Source organism: Laceyella putida (assembly GCF_042665195.1).
In the GTDB taxonomy this organism is placed as follows: Bacteria; Bacillota; Bacilli; order Thermoactinomycetales; family Thermoactinomycetaceae; genus Laceyella; species Laceyella putida.
Map to the genome: position 1 here is coordinate 83655 of NZ_JBHTBW010000021.1, position 22323 is coordinate 105977.

General features: G+C 49.1%; 23 protein-coding genes. 17 read left to right on the forward strand and 6 right to left on the reverse strand.

Annotated features, from left to right (window positions below; translation table 11 throughout):
* Positions 1-83 precede the first annotated feature (83 nt).
* Positions 84-686 carry a histidine phosphatase family protein gene (locus ACFQNG_RS08860; protein ID WP_379864561.1) on the forward strand — a complete coding sequence of 201 codons (603 nt, stop codon included), beginning with the start codon at positions 84-86 and terminating at the stop codon, positions 684-686.
* Here ACFQNG_RS08860 and ACFQNG_RS08865 read toward each other — a convergent pair.
* Positions 668-1576: a diacylglycerol/lipid kinase family protein gene (locus ACFQNG_RS08865; RefSeq protein ID WP_379864562.1), complete on the reverse strand. Its 909-nt coding sequence runs from the start codon at positions 1574-1576 to the stop codon at positions 668-670. The two genes, ACFQNG_RS08860 and ACFQNG_RS08865, sit on opposite strands and share 19 nt — an antisense overlap.
* Before the next feature lie 100 nt (positions 1577-1676).
* Here ACFQNG_RS08865 and ACFQNG_RS08870 point away from each other — a divergent pair, with 100 nt between their 5' ends.
* The 6 genes from ACFQNG_RS08870 to ACFQNG_RS08895 all read left to right on the forward strand — a co-directional run bounded on the left by ACFQNG_RS08870 (position 1677) and on the right by ACFQNG_RS08895 (position 7138).
* Positions 1677-3068, forward strand: coding sequence for a sigma-54 interaction domain-containing protein (locus ACFQNG_RS08870; protein WP_379864563.1), 1392 nt, complete (start codon positions 1677-1679; stop codon positions 3066-3068).
* A 226-nt stretch (positions 3069-3294) separates the two neighbouring features.
* Positions 3295-4656, forward strand: a complete 1362-nt coding sequence (locus ACFQNG_RS08875; protein ID WP_379864727.1) for a GntP family permease — start codon at positions 3295-3297, stop codon at positions 4654-4656.
* 24 nt (positions 4657-4680) lie between these two features.
* Entirely contained in the window at positions 4681-5451 is a 771-nt protein-coding gene (locus ACFQNG_RS08880) for a 3-hydroxybutyrate dehydrogenase (RefSeq protein WP_379864564.1), read from the forward strand.
* Between the two features lie 99 nt (positions 5452-5550).
* Complete coding sequence (locus tag ACFQNG_RS08885) at positions 5551-6027, forward strand: PaaI family thioesterase (protein WP_379864565.1); 477 nt, start codon at positions 5551-5553, stop codon at positions 6025-6027.
* Positions 6028-6039: 12 nt separating this feature from the next.
* Entirely contained in the window at positions 6040-6474 is a 435-nt protein-coding gene (locus ACFQNG_RS08890) for an NUDIX hydrolase (RefSeq protein ID WP_379864566.1), read from the forward strand.
* A 106-nt stretch (positions 6475-6580) separates the two neighbouring features.
* A complete protein-coding gene (locus tag ACFQNG_RS08895) occupies positions 6581-7138 on the forward strand; it encodes a hypothetical protein (RefSeq protein WP_379864567.1) in 558 nt (185 codons plus the stop codon).
* A 31-nt stretch (positions 7139-7169) separates the two neighbouring features.
* On the opposite strand, the gene ACFQNG_RS08900 is transcribed toward ACFQNG_RS08895, so the two are convergent.
* Positions 7170-7670 (reverse strand): GAF domain-containing protein, encoded by a 501-nt coding sequence (locus ACFQNG_RS08900; protein ID WP_379864568.1) that lies wholly within the window; start codon positions 7668-7670, stop codon positions 7170-7172.
* A gap of 155 nt (positions 7671-7825) precedes the next feature.
* Here ACFQNG_RS08900 and ACFQNG_RS08905 point away from each other — a divergent pair, with 155 nt between their 5' ends.
* From ACFQNG_RS08905 to ACFQNG_RS08925, 5 genes are all read left to right on the forward strand, one after another.
* The gene (locus tag ACFQNG_RS08905) at positions 7826-8956 is read left to right on the forward strand and encodes an aminopeptidase (RefSeq protein WP_379864569.1); all 1131 of its coding nucleotides are present in this window, start codon (positions 7826-7828) and stop codon (positions 8954-8956) included.
* Between the two features lie 22 nt (positions 8957-8978).
* Positions 8979-9461, forward strand: a complete 483-nt coding sequence (locus ACFQNG_RS08910; protein WP_379864570.1) for a PTS sugar transporter subunit IIA — start codon at positions 8979-8981, stop codon at positions 9459-9461.
* A 78-nt stretch (positions 9462-9539) separates the two neighbouring features.
* On the forward strand, positions 9540-10586 hold the full coding sequence (locus tag ACFQNG_RS08915; protein WP_379864571.1) for a M42 family metallopeptidase: 1047 nt from the start codon (positions 9540-9542) through the stop codon (positions 10584-10586).
* 276 nt (positions 10587-10862) lie between these two features.
* Entirely contained in the window at positions 10863-13355 is a 2493-nt protein-coding gene (locus ACFQNG_RS08920; RefSeq protein ID WP_379864572.1) for a DNRLRE domain-containing protein, read from the forward strand.
* A gap of 157 nt (positions 13356-13512) precedes the next feature.
* Positions 13513-14631: an MGDG synthase family glycosyltransferase gene (locus tag ACFQNG_RS08925; protein WP_379864573.1), complete on the forward strand. Its 1119-nt coding sequence runs from the start codon at positions 13513-13515 to the stop codon at positions 14629-14631.
* A gap of 213 nt (positions 14632-14844) precedes the next feature.
* On the opposite strand, the gene ACFQNG_RS08930 is transcribed toward ACFQNG_RS08925, so the two are convergent.
* Positions 14845-15051, reverse strand: a complete 207-nt coding sequence (locus ACFQNG_RS08930; RefSeq protein ID WP_379864574.1) for a DUF1657 domain-containing protein — start codon at positions 15049-15051, stop codon at positions 14845-14847.
* A gap of 139 nt (positions 15052-15190) precedes the next feature.
* Between ACFQNG_RS08930 and ACFQNG_RS08935 the strand changes: the two genes are divergently transcribed.
* The 4 genes from ACFQNG_RS08935 to spoVAE are packed head-to-tail and all read left to right on the forward strand — an operon-like array spanning position 15191 to position 17919.
* Positions 15191-16051: a DUF421 domain-containing protein gene (locus tag ACFQNG_RS08935; protein ID WP_379864575.1), complete on the forward strand. Its 861-nt coding sequence runs from the start codon at positions 15191-15193 to the stop codon at positions 16049-16051.
* Between the two features lie 11 nt (positions 16052-16062).
* Positions 16063-16551: a stage V sporulation protein AC gene (gene spoVAC, locus ACFQNG_RS08940; protein WP_379864576.1), complete on the forward strand. Its 489-nt coding sequence runs from the start codon at positions 16063-16065 to the stop codon at positions 16549-16551.
* A gap of 1 nt (position 16552) precedes the next feature.
* On the forward strand, positions 16553-17569 hold the full coding sequence (spoVAD, locus tag ACFQNG_RS08945) for a stage V sporulation protein AD (protein ID WP_379864577.1): 1017 nt from the start codon (positions 16553-16555) through the stop codon (positions 17567-17569).
* On the forward strand, positions 17569-17919 hold the full coding sequence (gene spoVAE / locus ACFQNG_RS08950) for a stage V sporulation protein AE (protein ID WP_379864728.1): 351 nt from the start codon (positions 17569-17571) through the stop codon (positions 17917-17919). The genes spoVAD and spoVAE overlap by 1 nt, the downstream gene beginning before the upstream one ends.
* Before the next feature lie 330 nt (positions 17920-18249).
* On the opposite strand, the gene ACFQNG_RS08955 is transcribed toward spoVAE, so the two are convergent.
* The 3 genes from ACFQNG_RS08955 to ACFQNG_RS08965 are packed head-to-tail and all read right to left on the reverse strand — an operon-like array spanning position 18250 to position 21041.
* Positions 18250-19122: a diacylglycerol/lipid kinase family protein gene (locus ACFQNG_RS08955; RefSeq protein WP_379864578.1), complete on the reverse strand. Its 873-nt coding sequence runs from the start codon at positions 19120-19122 to the stop codon at positions 18250-18252.
* Between the two features lie 15 nt (positions 19123-19137).
* On the reverse strand, positions 19138-19938 hold the full coding sequence (locus tag ACFQNG_RS08960; RefSeq protein ID WP_379864579.1) for an SDR family NAD(P)-dependent oxidoreductase: 801 nt from the start codon (positions 19936-19938) through the stop codon (positions 19138-19140).
* 14 nt (positions 19939-19952) lie between these two features.
* The gene (locus ACFQNG_RS08965; protein WP_379864580.1) at positions 19953-21041 is read right to left on the reverse strand and encodes a class II aldolase/adducin family protein; all 1089 of its coding nucleotides are present in this window, start codon (positions 21039-21041) and stop codon (positions 19953-19955) included.
* A gap of 303 nt (positions 21042-21344) precedes the next feature.
* Here ACFQNG_RS08965 and ACFQNG_RS08970 point away from each other — a divergent pair, with 303 nt between their 5' ends.
* Positions 21345-21824, forward strand: a complete 480-nt coding sequence (locus ACFQNG_RS08970) for a PaaI family thioesterase (protein ID WP_379864581.1) — start codon at positions 21345-21347, stop codon at positions 21822-21824.
* Positions 21825-22323: the final 499 nt, after the last annotated feature.

A 22323-nucleotide genomic window follows, 5' to 3' on the forward strand; every position in this document is an offset into this window, starting at 1 on the left:
AAATGATTTGTTTGTGCCAATGGTTGGGTTTGAAAATATAAAATAAGATTAGAAACAGAAAACAAACAGGGAGAGAAGAGCAGATGCAAACCCATGTTTATCTTGTGCGCCATGGCGTCACCGAGTGGAATGAAGAGAAGCGTTATCAAGGGCACCAAAATGTGCCTTTAAGCGAGCTGGGCAGACAACAAGCCGAGCTTGTTGCCGCCCATTTGGCCAATGAATCGTTTGCCGCCATATACTCCAGTGACCTGGAACGAGCCCATGAGACAGCCCGGCTCATTGCGGCCAAACATCAGCTGTCCGTTACTTGCCATCCGGAGTTTCGCGAGCGCCATGGGGGCGATTGGGAAGGATTCACCGTGGATGAGGTGAAGCGAATGTATCCCGATTGGGAAATGGTGCGGCTGACCGGCGGAGTTTATGGGGTGGAACCGACAGAGGCGGTACGGGAGCGGTTTGTGCGCAAGTGCGAGGAGCTTGTGCGCAAGCATCGTGGCGAACGCATCCTGATTGTGGCGCATGGCATGTGCATCACCGCCGCCTTGGGTGTCCTCACACAGGGGGAAATCGATTTTGGCAAAACACGGCTGTCCAATACGGCCATCACGCATCTGACCCATCATGAACAAGGGGGTTGGAAGTTGCATTCCTTTAACCAAACCCCTCACTTGGAGGGGGAGTGAAAGTCGGGGCCAACCAGCATGGGCTGATATCCGGGCAAGACTTCCAAGCGGGTGGGGATGAAGGAGTTTTTCTCCCCGTCACAGTCCGCTTTTAAGCGCGGTTCGGTCCTGACTTCGACGACGCGTGTTTGGAAGGAGAGCAAATCCTCGGCTTCGGGCTTTTTTTCGGTGAAAAGGGAGTAGGTGAGCGAAGTGACCGTGGGCAGGGAGAGCTTCTTAAAGATCAAGACATCCAATAAGCCATCATTCACTTGGCTTTGCGGAAAATATGCTTCGACTCCGCCGACATGGGAGCCGTTTCCCACAAGGACCATGACCGCTTCCCCTTTATAATGAACCCGATCGACTTTCACTTCCACATAGAAAGGTTGTTGTTCCTGGAAGGTTTTTAATGCGCTCAGGTAATAAGCGATGCGGCCAAACTGTTTTTTTATCTCGCTTTGGATCTGATCCGATACTTGTGTGATGAGCCCAATTCCCCAGAAATTAAGAAAATAATGATTGTCATGTTTCCCCACATCGATGGCTTCCACCCGTCCTTCAAGCAAGGTTTCTGCCGCTTGGTCGTGTGCTTGGGGGATGCGCAAGGTGCGGGAAAAGTCATTGCAGGTTCCTCCGGGCAATATGCCAAATACCGGTCGTTGTTCCAATTGGCTTAAGGCATTGATGCATTCATAAACGGTGCCGTCCCCTCCCGCCGCGATGACGAGATCAACTGAGCTTGCCTGTTCGGCGATGGCGCGGGCTCCATCGCCGGGCCGATTGGTTTGGACGACGTGGATCGATCCCATCCCTTTACGGAGGCGCGGGAGAATCCGGTCAAGTTCTTGGTTCAATTGGTTATTGCCAGCATGGGGATTTACGAGGAGTAGCGTTTTGTCAAACCTCATGATGGTTCACCCACTATCTTGAAATCTTTCTTTATCTTCCCCGAGAAGAAGGTTGAGCAAACAGTTGAATGGGGAATTTGCGAGGAGAGGGAGGAGACGCATGGAGGAACTTAAACAGCTGGTTAAGCGGTGCCAATGGGAGAAGCAAATGATGGAGGCGGCCTTTGACAATGCCTATGAAGGGATCATTATTACAGACAAACAAGGGATCATATTGATGCTGAATGAACCTTATGCGAAGTTTTTGCAAGTGAAGCGGGAGGAAGTGATTGGCCGCCATGTGACGGAAGTGGTGGAAAACACCCGGATGCACATTGTGGGACAATCGGGCCAAGCCGAATTGGCGCAAGTGCAGCGCATCCGCAACGGGGATATGCTGGTTCACCGAATTCCCATCAAGCTGGAGGGGGAAGTGGTGGCCGTGGTTGGCAAGGTGCTGTTTCAGGATGTCAATCAACTGCATACCCTGTCGCAACGGGTGCGCCAACTGCATGAGGAATTGGCCTATTATAAGAAAGAGTATTATAAGCAGTTGGGAGTTCGTTATCGCCTGCAGGACATCATCGGTTCCAGCCCCAAGTTGGCTGAAGTCAAAAAAATCGCACAAAAGGTGGCGACCAGTGATACCACTGTCTTCATTTACGGTGAGAGCGGTACGGGCAAAGAGATGTTTGCTCATGCATTGCACCATTTGAGTTATCGGGTGTCTCGGCCCTTCGTCAAAGTGAATTGCGCAGCGATTCCCGAGAATTTGCTCGAAGCGATTTTGTTTGGCTATGAAGAAGGCGCTTTCACTGGCGCGTTGCCCGGCGGGAAAAAGGGAAAGTTCGCGATGGCACACGGGGGAACGATCTTTCTCGATGAGATCGCGGAGCTGCCCGTCACCATGCAGGCGAAATTGTTGCGCGTGTTGCAAGAGAAAGAGATTGAACCCGTGGGCAGCGTGACGCCTGTGCAAGTGGATGTGCGGGTGATAGCGGCCAGCAATCGGCATTTGTGGGACTTAGTGAAAAAAGGACGTTTTCGCGAGGATTTGTATTACCGTCTGAATGTGTTGACCCTGACCATTCCGCCCTTGCGCGAACGTAAAGAAGATATCCCGGAATTGGTGGAGTTTTTTTTGCAAGAGTTGTCACAGGAATTGGGCGTGTATATCAAAGGGATCACGCCGCAAGCGATGCAATGTTTGTTAAGGTACCATTGGCCTGGCAATGTGAGAGAGTTGCGCAATGCGTTGGAACGTTCTTTGCATTTGACAGAGCGGATGGAGATCGATATGGAACACTTGCCATTTCATATGAGGCAGGAGAAGGGAAAGGAGATGGAGGATTTTTCGTTGTTTCATGCGATGGAACAGGCGGAGCGGGAAGCGCTGTCGCGGGCGCTCAAAGCGGCCAACCATAAGCGGGATTTGGCAATTGAGCTGTTGGGCATCAGTCGGTCCAGTTTTTATCAGAAGTGCAGAAAATACGGGCTGCTGGAGCAGGAATAGTATACGATGTTGGACGAGTAGTCCGGGAAAATGGACACATTTTGGGGAGATGCGCCACTGGTGACGGGAGTTTGCCTGCATCTTGTCTTTATCAATGGACACCTCCGACAGAAGGTGTCCTGTTTTTCTTATGGTATGAAAATTGCAACATGAGTAAGGTGAGACCGGTTTAAAAGGAGGGATCCGCATAGGTGTAGTGGCTATTTTCCTCGCACTCGGCTTACTGATGTTCATGGCTTACCGCGGTTACCCGGTGATCTTGTTTGCCCCCGTCTTCGCCTTGCTGGCGGCGGGATTGTCTGGATTGCCGCTGTTGCCGACCTATACGGAAGTGTTTATGGTAAAAGCGGCCAATTATGTGAAATTGTATTTTCCTATTTTCCTTTTGGGTGCCGTTTTCGGCAAGATGATGGAAGTGAGCGGTGCGGCGCGCTCCATTGCCTTTGGTCTTACGCGGACCTTTGGCAAGAATCAGGCCATTTTGGCTGTGGTGCTGGCTTGTGCGGTACTCACCTACGGCGGCGTCAGTTTGTTTGTGGTCGCTTTTGCCGTGTATCCGTTCGCGGCGGCGCTTTTCCGTGAGGCCAATATCCCTAAGCGACTGATTCCGGCGACGATTGCCTTGGGTTCCTTTACGTTTACGATGGATTCTCTGCCAGGCACGCCCCAAATCCAGAACTTGATCCCCACGGCCTACTACAAGACAACCGCGTTTGCCGCTCCGGTGATCGGGATTTGCGGCGGTTTGTTTATTGCGGTGCTCGGACTCATTTGGCTTCATATGCGTAGACAGAAACTGGTGTCTCGGGGTGAAGGGTATGGGGAACACCACGAGCAAGAAGAGAGCAAACGGGTGGAAGGAGTGCCTCCGTTTTGGATGGCGATCTTGCCGCTGATTTGCGTATTGGGCGGAAATGCGCTGTTTACTTACGTTGTTTTGCCCGGTTGGTATAGTGAGGCTGAGCTCGCGTCTTACCAGGGATTAGATGTGAAACAAGTCTTGGGAACATGGTCACTCGTGTTGGCCCTGGTCGGGGGGGGTTTGCTGACTGGTTTGATTACCCTTTACCAAAAACGCAGAACGGATGCGTCCCAACACGCGTCTCTTCGCTTAAGTCCCGCGTTGACAGCGGGGGTGATGGGTGCGCTGCTCGCCATCTTGAACACGGCATCGGAAGTGGGCTTCGGCGGGGTAATTTCCAGCATGCCCGGCTTTAAGACCGTCGCCGATTTTTTGTTGACGATGAAGACCAGTCCTTTGGTGTCGGAAGCCTTGTCGATCAACATCTTGGCGGGCATCACCGGCTCCGCTTCAGGTGGGCTCAGCATCGCACTCGATGCGATGGGACAGCAGTATCTCGCTTGGGCGGCGCAAAACGGGATTAACCCGGAGTTGTTGCACCGCATTGCGTCGATGTCGGCGGGCGGTTTGGATACGCTGCCGCATAACGGAGCTGTCATCACATTGCTTGCGATCTGCGGCTTGACGCATCGCCAGTCGTATCCTGATATCTTTGCGATTACGGTGATTAAAACGTTGGCCGTTCCTGTAGTGATCCTGCTCGCTTTGCTGACGGGCTGGGTGTGAAGACAGAAAAAGAGGGGAGAGAAGATGGATTTGAAACGGACAGTGATTGTGACTGGCGCGGCGGGCACGATTGGTTACGCGATCGGACGCTCCTTCGCCGCCAATGGTGACCGTGTGGTGGTATGGGATTTAAAGCGGGAACAAGCGGAAGCCGCCGCAACCCGCATGAGGGAAGAGACGGGGGCGGAGGTGACGGGGGTCGCCGTGGATGTGACGGATGAAGCGATGGTGAAGGGAGCGGTCGCTGAATTGGCGCAAACGGTCGGGCGGATCGACGTGATTGTGAATAATGCAGGTCTGCAACATATTGACCGGGTTGAGGATTTTCCGCTCGACCGCTGGAACCTATTGCTCAATGTGATGTTGACGGGGCCCTTTCTGCTGATCAAACATACCGTTCCCTTGATGAAACAGCAGCGCTATGGACGGATCATCACCATCTCGTCGGTCCACGGCAAAACCGCTTCCCCCTTTAAATCAGCCTATATCGCGGCCAAGCACGGAGTGATTGGGCTGACGCGTACAGTGGCATTGGAGACGGCGGAGTACGGCATCACAGCCAATGCCATCCTGCCTGGTGTCGTCGATACGCCCCTGATTCAGAACCAGTTGCAGAAGTTGGCGGCAACCGAAGGGATCACGAAAGAAGAAGCGCTTCATAAACACCTCCTGCACAAACAATCGATCAAACGGTTTATCAAACCTGAAGAAGTGGCGGCTTGCGCGCTATATCTGGCGTCAGATGGAGCGGCATCGATCACGGGAGAGACCGTGAGCGTATCGGGGGGGTGGTGAGCATAACGGCCAAGGTTAGCAAGGGCTTGCTTGCTAACCTTTTTTTGATTAGTTAATATATAGTGAGAGTGAATACTGTTGCAAGGTAGGAACAGCACGATGACATTAGAAACGTTATATCAAGAGTTGCAGGACTTAACATCAACCGAAGTGAAGACGATCCACAAATTGGTTCAAGCGTTGAAACGCACCCGTGTCAGCCCGCTTGCATATATCGAAGAGATGATGAATTTTCAGGCTCTTGGCTATGATGCGGACAAACAGGTTTACTTGCATCGCATGTACATCACCGATGAATTGCGCAATCGCTTTAACATGTTGCATGGAGGTGTGACGGCGACGTTCATCGACACCGCCATGGGCTCAACGGTGATCCAAGCTGAAGGAAATGACGCGAAGGCTGTGACGATGGATTTGAACGTTCATTTCTTGGCGCCAGGGGAAGCGGGATGGTTGACGGCGGAAACGGCCGTGATCAAAAAGGGAAAAACCATTATTGTGATGGAGACTAAAGTAACGGACGAGCGGGAAAAGTTAATTGCAACTGCTTCCTCAACCTTTTTTCGCTTGAAGTAGGTGGAGGATCACATGAACAAACCATATAAAATTGCCGCGAAAGCGATTATCTTCGATCAAGACCGCGTACTGATTTTGCGCAAGTCTGAAGAAGAGCGCACGAGAAAAGAGACCCACGGCTGGGATTTTCCGGGTGGCGGGTTGGAACCGTGTGAGCCTTTGATGGAGGCGCTGTCCAGGGAAGTGATGGAAGAGACGGGGTTGCAGGTGAAGGTCGTGGCTCCTGCTTACGTGTATGACGAGATTCAAGACGAGAAACATTTGATCATCGTCAAATTCGCTTGTGACCAACCACAGGGTCAACTGAAGCTCAGCACCGAACACGAGAGTTACCATTGGGTACCGCTGACGCGGTTGGATGAAGGGGGATTTCCAGATTGGATGAAAGAGGAAATTCGCCGCGCTTATCGGGTTTATACCGATTTTCGAGGAATTGAACGCGAATGAATCCTTCCAGTGTCTGGAAGGTTTTTTCTTGTTCACTGATATGACAAGCTCTTTTGTAAAAAACATGCTATTATTTTTTTTGATGAAGTTTTAGGAGGGGTCTTTTTTGAATAAAGGTTGGAAAGTGTTTGCTGCGTTATGTTTATCCAGCGCCCTCCTTCTGGGCTGTCAAGAAAAAGAAGAGCTCGGAACGGGTACCGTTGTGGGAAATGAGAATAAGATCGCCTTTGCTGAAGAGAGTAACCTGTTGCAGTTAAGTCCGGACGAATTAAAAGTATACACGGCTTTCAAAAAGAAATGGGATGATCGCGTGCTCAAAGATGCCGATCCCATCATGGTGGCGAAATTATATTTTCATGCGATTGATACGAAAGACTATGCCACGCAATATGAATTGTTTATCGATGATTTGGAACAAGTGGAATGGAGTAAGCAAGAACACCTAAAAATGATGAAAGAGGATGGGCTCAAGACGGCGGAGCAGATGCGAAAGCTTTTTGCCAGGGTTCAAGAAGTGAAGTTTATTGAAGTCGACAAGAAATCGGGCTATCTGGAGTTTCCGGAAGAAGGGGAGAACCTGGGGCAGTTCCAAATGGTGAAAAATAAGAAGGGAATCTGGAAAGTGAAATTTCGCCCGATGCAATGGGGATATAACATGAAGTGAAAAAAAGCCACGACAACCGTGGCTTTTTTGCTTATGACAACAAGCCCGACCAATTGCAACCTTGGCACAAAAGCTCCGCGCATTGCTCAAGCGCCGTTCGATCACTTTCATCAAAGCGGGCTTCAACCGGGCTGTCAATGTCGAGCACGCCGATGATTTGGCCGTCCACTTTCAACGGAATGACGATTTCGGAACGGGTGGCCGCATCACAGGCGATATGGCCGGGGAAGGCGTGAACATCTTTCACCAGCATGGTCTTTTCTTCTTTTACCGCCGCACCGCATACGCCTTTGCCCACCGGGATGCGGATGCAGGCCGGTTTGCCGTTGAATGGTCCGAGGACGAGTTCGCCTTGTTTCATGAGATAAAATCCCGCCCAGTTGACCTCATCGAGAGAATGGTACAGGAGGGCAGCCGCATTGGCCAGGTTGGCCAGCCAATCCTTTTCTCCTTCTATCAGATACTTGAGCTGTTTCACCATGCTTTCCAGTTGGGTTTGTTTATCTCCAGCCGTCTTTTCGAACGTGAACAATTCAATTCCTCCCAGTTATGCCATTTGTCTTCATGGAAATTCGTGATAAAATAGATAATTGAAGGTTCAATTGTTTATTGACAAATTGAACTTGGTCCGGACTACTCTCGTGTCATTGTACAATGTTCATTCATGAATGAAAAGGGGATGAATTCATGCGGGATGCTCGTATTGTCAAATTGGCCAAAATCTTGGTCGAACATTCTTGTAAGGTGCAAAAAGGGGAGCGAGTCTTGATCGACGTCTTCGGAAAAGAGCGTGAACTGGCGCGCGCGTTGATCACCGCTGTATATGATGCGGGTGGTTACCCTTATGTTCAGCTGCATGATGAAACGATAACAAGGGCCCTGTTGTTGGGCACCTCTGAAGAACACCAAGAAACTTGGGCCCGCCACGCATTGAACCAAATGAAGGATATGGATTGCTACATCGGAATTCGCGGAAGCGATAACATCACGGAAACCAGTGATGTGCCGGACGACAAGATGAGTTTGTACGCCCGCATGTTCAGACAGCCTGTACATACAAATCAACGGGTGAAACATACCAAGTGGGTTGTTCTCCGCTATCCCAACGCTTCCATGGCGCAATTGGCCAATATGAGTACGGAGGCGTTTGAAGATTTTTATTTCCAAGTTTGCAATGTGGACTACGAACGGATGGCTAAAGCGATGGAGCCATTGGTGAAGCGGATGGAACAAGCCGACCAAGTGCGGATCGTCGGCCCCGGCACCGATCTCACGTTCTCGATCAAGGATATCCCTGTAATCAAGTGCGCCGGAGAGAACAACATTCCTGACGGAGAAGTCTTCACCGCGCCTGTGCGGGATTCGGTCAATGGGAAAATCACCTTCAATGCGCCTTCTGTTTACCAAGGTGTCACATTTGAAAACATTTGTTTCGAATTCCAAAATGGTAAAATCATTAAAGCGACGGCAAACCAAACGGATCGGATCAACCAGATCTTGGATACGGATGAAGGCGCACGCTTCATTGGCGAGTTCAGCATTGGCGTGAACCCGTACATTAATCATCCGATGAAGGATACATTGTTTGACGAGAAGATCAACGGAAGCTTCCACTTTACCCCGGGCAACGCGTATGATGAAGCGGATAATGGAAACCGTTCTTCCGTGCACTGGGATTTGGTCTCCATACAACGTCCGGAATATGGTGGAGGAGAGATTTACTTTGACGGGGAATTGATTAGGAAAGACGGGCTGTTTGTCGTTGATGATTTGGTTCCGCTCAACCCGGAAAACCTAAAAAGCGGCAATTCATTTTAGGGGACATAAGGAGTAAGGGCTCATGTTTTTTTGGAAACGAAAAAAGCGAGTTGAAATTTTGTCGCCGCTCAGCGGAAAGAAAATTTCGCTGGAGCAAGTCCCGGATCAGGTGTTTTCCCAAAAAATGATGGGGGATGGCTTCGCTATTGAACCGGAGGATGGGTTTGTGTGCGCGCCGGTTGACGGTGAAGTGATCAACTTATTCCCAACCAAGCACGCCATCGGGTTAAAAACAACGGATGGTGTAGAAATATTGATCCATGTTGGGATTGACACCGTAGAATTAAATGGCGAAGGTTTTGTCACTCATGTGGCAGAAGGTGAGAAAATCAAAGCGGGCCAGAAATTGCTTGAGTTTGATATGGATTTCATCAAGGAAAAAGGGAAGCCGCTGACCACGCCTGTCATTTTCCCACAACTTGAAAATTGGGTCCTCCAAGACCAAGCGGCGGAAAAAGCGGAAGCGGGTAAAACGGTTGCCGTTGTCCTTGAGCCAAAGAAATAAAATAATCATGAACGGGGCTTCCTTCGTAAATAAACTAGGTGAAGGAAGCCTTTCTTCTGATTAAAAGGAGGGTACACGATGGTCGTATTTCCTGAGAAGGCAACGCGCGAGACATTGGTTCAACTGCTTAACATCCACAGCCCCACTGGCTGTGCGCAAGAGGCGATCCAGTATATTGAGGAACGGATGCGTTTATTGGGGTTGGCATCCCGAAAGAATAACAAGGGAAGTTTAATGGTGACCATAGAAGGAGAAGATGATCAAATCCATCGACTGGTTACCGTTCACGTTGACACCTTGGGGGCCATGGTGAAAGAGATCAAGCCCAATGGGCGGTTGCGGCTGAGCAAAATTGGCGGATTTGGCTGGTTTTCCGTGGATGGTGCCTATTGCTATGTAAGGACGCGAGCCGGAGATGTGATACCGGGAACCATTTTGGCAACCCACACCTCCGTGCATGTGTATGCGGACGCGGAAGAGCAGAAGCGATCGGATGAGCATATGGAAGTGAGGCTCGATGCGAAGGTGAAGGGAGCGGATGATGTCACGGCATTGGGGATTCGCGTGGGGGATTATGTTGCCTTTGACCCCCATGTGGTGGAAACGGATACCGGTTTTATCAAAGCCCGTCATTTGGACGATAAGGCTAGTGCGGCGGTTTTAATAGAATTGTTGGCTTATATTAAAGAGAATAATGTCAAATTGCCACATACGACGCATTTTTTCTTCAGCAATTTTGAAGAGGTTGGCTTTGGGGCCAATTCCAACATCCCCTCCCAAGTGCGTGAATACTTGGCGGTTGATATGGGCGCCATCGGGGAAGGGCAGACCACGGATGAATTTTGCGTGTCCATTTGCGCCAAAGACGGCAGCGGCCCATACCATTATGAATTGACCAATAAATTGATTCGACTGGCGGAAAAGCATGGGATTTATTATCAAGTTGACCTTTATCCGTTTTATGCTTCTGATGGAAGCGCTGCCGTGAAAGCGGGGGTTGATGTGATGCACGCGTTGATCGGTCCGGGTGTGGATGCTTCCCACGCTTATGAGCGGACCCATCGTGATGCGTTGGAACATACCTACAACCTTTTGTACCATTATCTGCAATCGGCTTCGCTGTGAACCGTGTGCGATGGAGCTTTCATCCGCAAATTAGACAAAAACACCTCCTGAATGGAAGCATCGTCATTTCGGAGGTGTTTTCGATGTTCTCAGTGAACGAACCATCATTGGTTGGCGCGGGCCCATTTATATCCCCCCATCACAAACATGCGCCCATACAAAAAATTGAAAGTTCATACGAATGATATTAACGGGATGATTTTTCCTTTTCATCCGACTGTAATCAAGGCGCTGAATGTGAAAGGGCCTTTGTAACCAAAGAGGAGTGAGTGTAAAATGGGACAACCCAGTTTTAAAAGATGGATGAGATGGATCTCCATCCCCTTGGTGATGATCATGCTGGCCATCCTGTTCTTGCCAATCAATCCATCCATTTATGCGCAAAGCGGGGCGAAAGCGAAGAAAGAGAATGGGTTGAAAGAAGTGATCGGGTTAAGGACGGAAAAATCAAAAACATTTGTCAAAAGCGATGGCAAAACGTTTGTCACCGAGCAGTATTTGGAACCGATCCATTATAAGGAAAGCGGAAAATGGATCAATATCAAGGAAAGAAACAAAAGCGGTTTGCAAGCGAAAAGGTTAAGCGGCGGGATGACTTACGTCAATCTGGGCCATCAAACCCGATTCGCATTTGCCGACAAATCCACTTCCCCGAACTTGGTCCGTTTTGAGCAGGGGAAAGCGAAAATTGATTTTCGCCTTACCGGCAGCCATCCGGTGACAGTCAAACGACAAGTCAATGGCATCGTTTATCCGAATGTATATGAAGGGATCGACCTGGTCTACCAGGTGGAGGCTACGGGGGTCAAAGAAGAGTGGGTGTTACATAAGCGCACCGGACCGTCCACTTTTTCGATGGCTCTTAACACAGAAAATACCAAACCCGTTCTGCAAAAAGATGGCTCGATCCAATTTGTCGCCCCGAACGGAAAAGTGATCTTTGTTGTGCCTGTCCCTTTTATGTATGACCAGAATGACGCCGCCTCCCACAAAGTCAAATTTCAACTGCGCCAAAAAGGTGGGGTCACCTATCTCGATCTCAAAGCGGATGAACAATGGTTGAAAGATCCCAAGCGCGCTTACCCTGTCGTGATTGATCCGACGGTGGGGTTGCAAGGGGTAAAATCAACCTATGACAACTTCGTTTCCAGCAAAAACCCCACCCAGAATTACAGACTTTTCCCCTTTGTGATCAGTGGGACGCATCCGGATTACGGGATTGCCCGTTCGTTCATCAAGTTTGACTTGCCCGCTCTTCCCGAAGGGGCCCAGATTACCAATGCCCAAGTTTATTTGCAGCAATACTCTACCGAACAGGAGCAACAGATCGATTTGTTTCAAGTCACTTCCGATTGGACGAGCAGCGGGGTGAATTGGGAGAATCAGCCAAGCGTGGGGAATGTTTTCAGCCATGCGAAAGTTGCCGGAGCGGGTGAATATGCCTGGGATCTGACGGGACTGGCCAAAGGTTGGTATCAGGGCACGGAGAAAAATTACGGTTTTTCTCTGCGTCACCACGATGAGGCAAATGATCGCAAATCCTTCCGTTCCAGTGATTATCTGGAGGATATCAGCAAAAGGCCGAAGCTGTTGATCACGTACCGGGTCGAGCCAAGCGTGCCGATAGCCCAACCAACAATCGCAGCCAAATCCCATATTTTGCTGGATTACCAAACGGGCCTGCCGCTGTACGGCAACCAGACCGATCAACCCTTGCCTCCAGCCAGCATGACCAAAATGATGACCGAATATATCGTGTTGGAAGAGATTCATAACAACAAGCTGTCTTGGGATGATATGGTGCAGGTCAGCGCGCGGGCGGCCGGGATAGAGGAAGCCCAGATCGATCTTCAGCCCGGTGAGCAGATGACGGTGAAGGATCTGTTTATGGGCATGGCTGTTTATTCGGCCAATGATGCGACCGTTGCGTTGGCGGAACGTGTGGCGGGAAGTGAAACCGATTTTGTTCATCGGATGAACGCGACGGCCCAAGCGATGGATTTAAAAAACTCCCATTTCCGCAATGCGACCGGTTTGGAGATGACAGACTACCCGGATCCGCCGCAAGTTGGCGGGGAGCATTTGATGTCAGCCAGAGATGCGGCTGTCTTGGCGAGAAAATTGTTGCAAACCTATCCCGAATTCTCCCAACTGATCTCTGCCCCGCAATATACGTTTCGCCCGGGAACGACAAGGGAAAAGAAAGTGGTCAACTGGAACCGCATGCTGCCGGGATTTGACCATTTTTACCCTGGGGTTGACGGGTTGAAAACAGGCTCCACCCTGGCGGCCGGATATTGTTTCACCGGGACGGCGAAGCAAGAGGGGCACAGATTGATCACCGTTGTCATGGGGACCAGTTCGGAAGACAGCCGGTTTGTGGAAACCAAGAAACTTCTCGATTACGGCTTTAATCGCTATGAAATGGCTACCTTGGTCAAACGAGGCGAGACCATTGGCGGTGCGGTGCTGAGGGTGCCAAATGGAGATGGGCAATCGACTCCCGTGTATGGCAAGCGGGAGATCCGCATCCCCATTTACAGGGGGGAGCGTGATCAGTATACAATCAAAGTTCGCTTCTATACAGGCTTAAAAGCCCCCTTGAAGGCAGGCACGACTGTGGGCGTGGCCCAAGTCTTCTACCGTGGACTACCGGTGCGAGGTTTGCCCATGTATCCAGTGGCGATAACGAAAAGCGTGAATGAAGCAAGCCAAGTCCAACAGTTTTTCCGTCAGGTCAATGAGGGTTTTCAACAGTGGATTGAATAAGGGTGTGCATTATCGTGATATAAGAATGGAAAATGAACGCAAACACCCCCGGATAGCTGATTCCGGGGGTGTTTGGCATTGGCTTCTCCCACTCGACGATCATAAAAGTGGAACATGTTTCAAAGACTAACCTTATTCATGCGAGTGGGGGTTGGATATGAAGAAAGTGCTATTATTAACAGAAAAATTCGCTGGCAACGGTCATTACAGCGCAGCTCTGGCCCTGAAAAAAACATTCCAGCTTCGGTACCCGCACGTCCAAACAGACATCGTCTGCGTTCTCCCCATGATCAACAAAACATTGGAAAGCATGTTAGGGTCGCTGTATTTCAACACTTTGCGATTGGCCCCTGGGCTCTGGCGGGTTTGTTATCAACATGATCAGGAATTTTATAAAGTACTTAACCAACCGCTTATGCGACTCATTTCCCACAGGTTGAAAGAAATGATTAATGAATATCAACCCAACGTAATCATATGCACCCACGTTTTTTGTTTGCGAGCTTGCGCGATCTTGAAAAATGAGTTGAGGAATTCGTTCAAACTGGGCGCCGTGGTCACTGATTTCAAGGCGAACCGGTTTTGGATCGATCGGGATGTGGATTTTTATCTTGTTGCCCATGAAGAAACAGGCCAAGCCATCAAGCGAACGACTCCGCGCTCTCCTGTTTATGCCACGGGAATCCCGATTGATCCGATGTTCTCTTTGAATCAAGGCGAAAAAAAGGAAATTCGCGCCAAACTCAGACTGAATCCAGACCGTTTCACGCTGTTGTTGATGGGTGGGGGGAAAGGGATCGGGCCGCTTACCGCCATGATTAAGTCATTGCAAACTTTTCTCGATCTTAATGACTTCCCCCTACAATTGTTGATCGTAACAGGGAACAATCCATCGCTGTTTGAGAAGTTGAAACGATTCACCCAGCAACATCCCCATTTTCATCTTTATCCTTTTGTGCGAAACATGGTCGACTTGATGAGGGCGTCGGACATCCTCATCTCCAAACCGGGAGGATTGACCAGCTCCGAAGCACTTGCTTGTGGACTGCCGATCTTGATTTGCCGGCCCATTCCGGGGCAAGAGGAAAACAATAGCCGCTTTCTCATAACAAAGGGGGCGGCGATTCGCGAAGATAGGCCTGCCATCGTGCCCAGCGTCCTTCTTCCTTATATGGCGGATACCCTCAAGAGGCAACAATGGCAAAACATAGCGCAACAATTGGGAAAACCGGCCGCCGCTTTGGAAGCCGCCAATATCATTATGGGATTTATGTGAGTGGGGTTGATGATTGCCGGCGCCCCCCGCTGCAACAAGGGGGGCGCCGTTCTGATTCAGGCGGTGGGCATATTGGGGGATGCTTTATTGTATGAAAAAGATCGTGAAGATGTGACTGTGATGAAGCAAGAGGGAAACGGAGATAGAAAGAAATGTGTGGACAAAATAGGACGTCGGCCTGTGATGGCCGACGTCCTTTATGTGTTTTTTCTATTAAAATCCTTTGTATTGAGGCTCCTCATTTTCAAGTTGCTGCACGCGAGGCTCGATTTGTTTAATGATTTGTTGCGTTTGTTGTGCCGCATTTGTATACATTTGTTTGGCTTGTTTGTTTTGGGTGCTGAGAGCAAATTGCTCCAAGCTTGCTTGGGCACTTTTCAGAGAGGCAACGCAGGTTTTGACATCCGATGCAATCGTCATCATCACACCTCCTTTTCGTTTGGTACACAGTTAATTTGCACAAATCGCTTCTGTTTATGTTAGCTAACAGAAAGAATATTAGTAGTGAAACCAAACCATAATATCTATGGACATTTACCTTAAAACGGGGGTGGATACCATGCCGAGTTGGATTGCCGTGTCGCTCAAAACACTGTTGGCGATTGCGATCCTTTTTCTATTAACAAGATTATTGGGTAAAAGGCAAGTGACCCAACTTTCCCCATTTGAGTATATAACGGGAATCACGATTGGCAGTGTGGCGGCTACCATTCCGCTCGAAACGGATGGAACCTGGCATTTGGGGATTGTGTCGTTGGTGGTTTGGAGTGCTGTGGCGATTGGGATTGGATTTATGCAGCTTAAGAGCAAAAAAGCGCGAGAGTGGGTGGACGGGAAACCGACCGTCTTAATAAAGAATGGGAAAGTGTTGGATGATAATCTCAAAAAAGAGCGGCTGACAATTGACGAGTTGATGTCGCAACTGCGCAATAAAAACATTTTTAATGTCGCTGATGTTGAGTTTGCTGTGATAGAACACAATGGGATGATTAATGCGCTGGTCAAAAACGAGTATCAGCCGCTTACCCCCAAAAAAGTGGGATTAAAGGTGGAGAATGGGGAAGAGCCCCATCTGGTGGTAGAAGACGGTTCCATTTTGGATGAGGAATTGGCGCGACGGGGACTCAATCGCGGTTGGTTGCAGACGGAATTGGAAAAACAGGGTGTCGCGCTGGAAAATGTTTTTTTGGCCCAAGTCGATTCAGATGGGCAGCTTTATTTGGACCTTTATGACGACCAGATTCAAATTCAACCGCCGCAGGAAAAAGCGAAGCTGTTGGCCACCTTGAAAAAGTGTGAAGCGGATCTTGAAATGTTCGGGTTGTCCACTAAAGATAAGCGGGCGAAGAAGGTATATGAACAATGTTCAAATCAATTGCAACGAGTGATCGATGAGATCAAACCACAGTTAATCAGTTAGGGAGAAAGAATATGGCTGACAAACAAAAGAAGAACTTAACACCTGTACAGCAAGAATACAAAGAGTTGGCGAATCGGCATGAACCGAAAAGACCGGTTGTCAAAAACAGCATTCGCGCATTTATAGCGGGAGGCGGGATTTGCATTGTGGGTCAGGCCTTGCAAGATATGTACATGAAAGGGTTTGGAATGAAAGAGGATCAATCCGCCACAGCGACGGTAGCCTCTCTGATCTTGATCTCCGTCATTTTGACGAGTATCGGGGTTTATGACAAATTAGGTCAATGGGCCGGTGCGGGATCGGCTGTCCCGGTGACGGGTTTTGCCAATTCAATGGCTTCGGCCGCCATTGAACACCGCGCGGAAGGCGTGGTGTTGGGCGTGGGAGGAAAAATGTTCAAGCTGGCGGGTGCGGTGATCGTTTTTGGTGCGGTTGCGGCGTTTGTTGTCGGATTGTTGCACCTGTTGTTTAATCCCAATATCACAGGCGGGGGATCATGACATGCTAAAAGGACATCAATCTTGGGTGTTTGAGAACAAGCCGGTGATTCAGTCGGCGGCTGCGGTTGTGGGGCCTTTTGAAGGAAGAGGGCCCCTGGGGAATGATTTTGACTTGGTTCACGGCGATTCCACTCTTAACCAAGACAGTTGGGAGAAAGCCGAAAAAGAGTTGCTGGAAGAAGCGGGAAAAACGGCGATAAAAAAGGCGGGCCTCACCAAAGACCAAGTGCAGTTTTTCATCGGCGGTGACCTGATGAACCAAATAATGAGTGCCAGCTTTGCGGCAAGAACTTTTGGAATGTCCTTTTTGGGGGTTTTTGGGGCTTGTTCGACCTCAATGGAAAGTTTGGCTCTCGCTTCATTGTTGGTCAATTCGGGAGCGGCCAAGTTTGTGCTGGCGGGCACCAGCAGCCACAATTCGACTGCGGAAAAACAGTTTCGCTATCCAACGGAATACGGTTCGCAAAAGCCGCCGACGGCTCAGTATACGGTGACTGGGGCGGGTGCGGCATTGGTTGCCGATGAAGGGGAAGGGCCTGTGGTTACTTCGGCAACAATTGGCCGTATCGTGGACATGGGCATCACCGATCCCTTTAATATGGGAGCGGCCATGGCGCCTGCGGCAGTGGATACGATCCAAGCCCATTTGCGCGACTTGCGGATCACACCTGATCATTATGACCTGATCGTAACGGGCGATTTGGCCAAGGTGGGCCATTCCATCGCTTGTGAGTTGCTGGAAAAACACCGCGTGCCGATCGATCATGCCCGGTTTCAAGATTGCGGCATGATGATTTACGATTATGAAAACCAAGAGGTGGAAGCAGGGGGGAGCGGATGCGCGTGTTGTGCTGTGGTCACCTATGGCCATTTGCTCAAGCGCATGAAAAAAGGGGAATTCAAACGCATCCTCGTGGTGGCGACCGGAGCGCTGATGTCCCCGATTTCCTATCAGCAGGGGGAAACGATTCCTTGTATCGCTCATGCGGTATCAATAGAAATGGGGCGTTCATCATGATGCAATATGTTTGGGCTTTTGTTGTTGGTGGGGCCATTTGCGTGTTGGGACAGATTTTGTTTGACGTATTTAAGCTCACACCGGCCCATACCATGGCCATTTTGGTTGTGCTGGGAGCGGCGGTGGATGGGCTTGGGTTATACGAGCCTTTGATCAAATTCGCCGGGGCCGGGGCGACGGTGCCCATTACCAGCTTTGGCAACTCGTTGGTGCATGGCACCATCCAAGAATTAAAATTGAATGGGTGGACGGGATTGATTACGGGAATCTTTGAAGTTACCAGCGCTGGGATTACGTCCGCCATCGTTTTTTCCTTTTTTGCCTCTCTGCTGGTTAAACCAAAAGGATAATGCCATGGGTTAAAAGAGCATGGTTATGACAGGCGAGCGCACTGCTTGCCTTTTTTGCTTATGGATAAGAACGACAGTGCCTTTGCCGCCTCCGTGTAACGACAGCCCCGACGATGGGAAAAAGCGGGAAGATGTCTGAGTGATAGCGAGTTTTCCCGCTCCCGACGGAGGGGACTGGAGCGAGCGGACTTATTATGGCGGGAAGAGCACGGAGAACGACATGGGTGACCGACTAGTTAACAACATAAGTACTTCCACAGAAAAAGAGCCCTCTTTTGCGAGTGGCTCTCAATATTTGTCCATCATTGCCGTCCTCCTTTTGTGCGGTTTCTATATGATGCTGAGCGATCGTGGATTGACTTTGATCGAAAGTGGCGGTTGCAAAACCACTTCTCCATCCACATGAATGGGTAACGGTGAGCGTGAGTGAATTGTAATTTCTTTTCCGCGATGGAACTTGATGGAGGGATGATTCGTATGCTTCCCTTTGTATACTGACGGTATGACCCGTAAGAGCTCGCCTTGAGTCAAATTCTGCACACAGCAAACATCTAATTGCCCATCGTCCACTATGGCGGAGGGGCAGATTTTCATTCCCCCTCCAAGGTTGGGGATATTTGTCACCGCAACCAGCCATGCTCCATCATATTCATAAGATTTTCCGTCAATTGTCAGTGTGAATTGGTCAGGTTGAAACGACCGTAAAAGCTTTAATCCCTCTAATACGTAGGTCAATCTTCCCAACCATTTTTTTTTGGAGGAACGATTGACCATTTCGGCGACTTTGCCATCAAAACCAATCCCCATGAAACCGATCATTTTTCTGTCACCCAAATCAGCCGTATCGATGCGTTGTACGTTATGTTCCAACACGCGATCCAACGCTAAATAGGGATCAAAGGGAATCCTGTTTGCCAAAGCGAAATCATTTCCCGTACCCGCGGGAATATATCCCATGGGGATGTTCGTGCCAATCAAACCGCTGCCCACCTCATTGACCGTCCCATCCCCGCCGATCGCCACAATCGCTTTGATATCGGGTTGTCGCACTGCTGATTTTACGATCCTTGTTGCGTGTCCGGCTCTCTGGGTGAATTCCGCTTGGTAGGGTACGTTCATCTTGTTTAATTTCTTTTCCACGTAAGACCATACTTCTTTTCCACGGCCATTTCCAGAGACGGAGTTTACTACAAAAAAGTACACAAGTTATTCCACCTATCATTGTGATATTGGTTGACTCACTTCACGGTCTTTTGGCATCATCCGGCCATACATCAATTGGGTTGCCCAAAAATATAAGCCGGGAAAAAGATGGCGAAGTTTTAATGCCCATTTTAACTTGTGTGGGATCACCATCATCCGCGGACGCTCGATCAGCTCAATGGCATGACGGGCAACCGTGCGGGTGTCCAGCATCTGCCGGGCAATGGGAGAAGGAAAATAGCGAGATGGATCATCTTTGCCAAAAAACGGCGACATGACGGGTCCGGGGCAGAGTACCCCGATTTGAATCATAGGTGAATATTCCAAACGTAAAGACTCAGAAAAGCCGATCAAAGCGAATTTGGTCGCGCAGTAACCCGCCAGATTGGGAATGCCGGTCAAACCGGCCAGTGATGCGATATTGATGATTCGCCCGCCCCTTTTTTGCAACATATGGGGCAAGACGGCGTATGTCGTTCGCACCGCACCCAAATAATTGGTTTCCATCATTCCCTGGTAATCTTCAAGCGAGATGTCCAATGTACCGCCAAACCGTCCATAACCGGCGTTGTTTATCAGAATGTCGATGCGACCAAACTGCCGAATCACCCGATCCACCAGATGTTTCACATCCGTGTCACGTGTCACGTCACATTGAATAACCTCACATTCCGTTAATTCCTGTTTTATCTTGTTAAGAGCTTGCATGTTTCGCGCGGCCAGGATGGGGAAGTATCCGTTTAACACGAGTTGTTTCGCGATCTCTTCCCCAATACCACTGGATGCGCCTGTAATGAGAACAATCGGTTTGTTCATGGGAATCGTCCTTTTTAACTCATGGGTACCTGTGGAATAATCTTTCCTTCAATTCTTTCAAAAATATCATCCAAATCTCTGCCGGTAATGGTCAGGCCGTGATTTTTCAAGCCGATCACAGTTTGTGAGGGATTGTCGGACTGGCGGATCAACTCCGCAACGGTTTCCGCCAATTGGATGCTTCCACACGGATAATTGACTTCTGTTGAAGGAACTCCGTCCATCCAAGCATGAATATGTACGATTGCTCCCACGTCTGGATGTTCCGCATAGATCATCCAATGTTCAATGGCATCCACAGATACCCGCTTTGGTTGCACTTGAGGGGGAACGCTTAGTTCCATGGCCGAAAGTTTATCGTCATATCCTTTGACCAATAAGATGTCCCGGCCAATTTCTTTCAGATTTGATTTATTTACGCCGCTGGCGCTCATCCAAAACTGGTTGTCCTTTTGCCGAGCGCTTAAATTGCCGTAACTGAGTCCGCCAACTCCATACAGGCGCTTGATGTGGCGAAACTCTTTGGGTGACAACAGTTCTTCAATCGGAAAAGGGGTTGGCAACAAATTCATCTCATCCAGCTTTTTACCGGCATGATAAAGGCTTTCGCTTGTTTCATCCCCGTTCCACAATGTTTCCGGCAAATCGGGATGAAAGACATTGTCAATCACCAATTTCGATGTGGCCAGGGGACGCAGGCGCTGAAACACTTCCGCAAAATACCCATCCTCATTTTCCCTTTTTACGGTGGAATAACAGCCCTGTTCCAACGTGATGAAGTGAGTTTTCGGCTCAGCTTGGGAACGGTCGAGATAGATCATAAAGTTGCCCAAAGACCGAATGAGAATGGGATATCCGGCGTAAAGGATATTGTCGGTAGCCCGGTCTGTCTCCGCAATGGTTGCCACAAATGTCCCTTTCCCATGGCGCCGAAAGTGTTGCGGCTTGTCAGGGTCAACAAAGTTGAGTACCAATTGGATATCGGGGCTAACCTCGGGATCCAATTGGAATCCGTTTTTTTCCATTTCTGCTTTTATTCCTTCCGCAAATCGTTCTAATGTAGGGGTTCTTCTCCAATTTCCAATCATAGCAAAGCTACTCATTTACCATCACCTCTTAACAGTTTCAAGAGATATTATTTGCATATCATATGGAAAAGTATTCTTGTATAAAAAAACGGGAGATATTTCCGATGCCGTAAGATTCTTGAGCCGCCTGAATTTAATCTTTTGCCGAAAAAAGTTTCTACCTGTAGATGAAGGGTTGTTTTTTGAATTTGATCTATCACATGACATGATGTGTCTTCTAGATCAGTCCCGCTTTGATGGGGCTTTTCCTTTATAATCGAAATAGCACATGGATTTCCATCGCATTATTTTAAATGAGAAGAAAAGGAACGGTGAGAGATGAATTTGAATGAAGAATTGCACCATATTTTGCATGAGGGAACAGAAGAAGAAAAGGAAATTTTGGCTTTGGCTGTACAGGCAATCAAACAGAAACGAGAACGCCACAGCGCATACATTTCCGGATTTATGGGGTTAAAAGGTAGATTTGTGGATGAGAATGAATATGAGTTTTGCGTGCCTGTTACGCCTTTTATGCTAAACAAGGCGGGAATGGTTCATGGCGGAATAACTGCTACTTTGGCGGATTCAACGATTGGATCACTCATCAATCAGCGATTGCCGCAAGGATATAAAGGAGCGGTAACCGTTGAGTTAAAGGTGAACTATCTTAAACCTGGATTCGGTAAAGAGCTAATTTCGCGAGCCAAATTAGTTCATATGGGTTCAACGCTGGCGACGGCCACTTGCGAGATCACCAACGAGAAGGGGAAACTCATTGCTTTTACCACAGGTACCTTCTATATGATCAGAAAGTAGATGCGTCTCAACATAGTTGAAAAAGCCGAAAAACCTATTCGTCTCACAATCAGGCCGTCTTAATAATCAAAACAAGAAGTCTGCATTCTCCGGTTGTTCATGGAAATGCAGGCTTTTTTGTCCGATCAAATCTCGGAGTAAGGTTGTTTAAGGTGTTTTTTACATGGTTCATTTAGTGAGTACTCACTTTATTTTTGCGTGGCTTTATTTTAGAATGAAATTGGGGACGGGGTTTTCCCGGCATAAAGGGGATCTATGCAGTGTTAGCGAACGCCTTCTGCGCGAGTCGCTGTGTCCGAGGCGTCGTCGGGTTCTCCGTTCCTGACACATGAACCATCTCGACGAACCGGAAAGTGAGGTATGACCAGGCGCAGACCAACAGCCGGAGTCGGCGGCGCGGTGTCAAGAACCGACCACAAGGCTAAAACAAGACGAATTAGACAAGAATATCGGGTATATCAAGAAAATTGCCCCAAATGGGTACGGTGATTATCTCCAT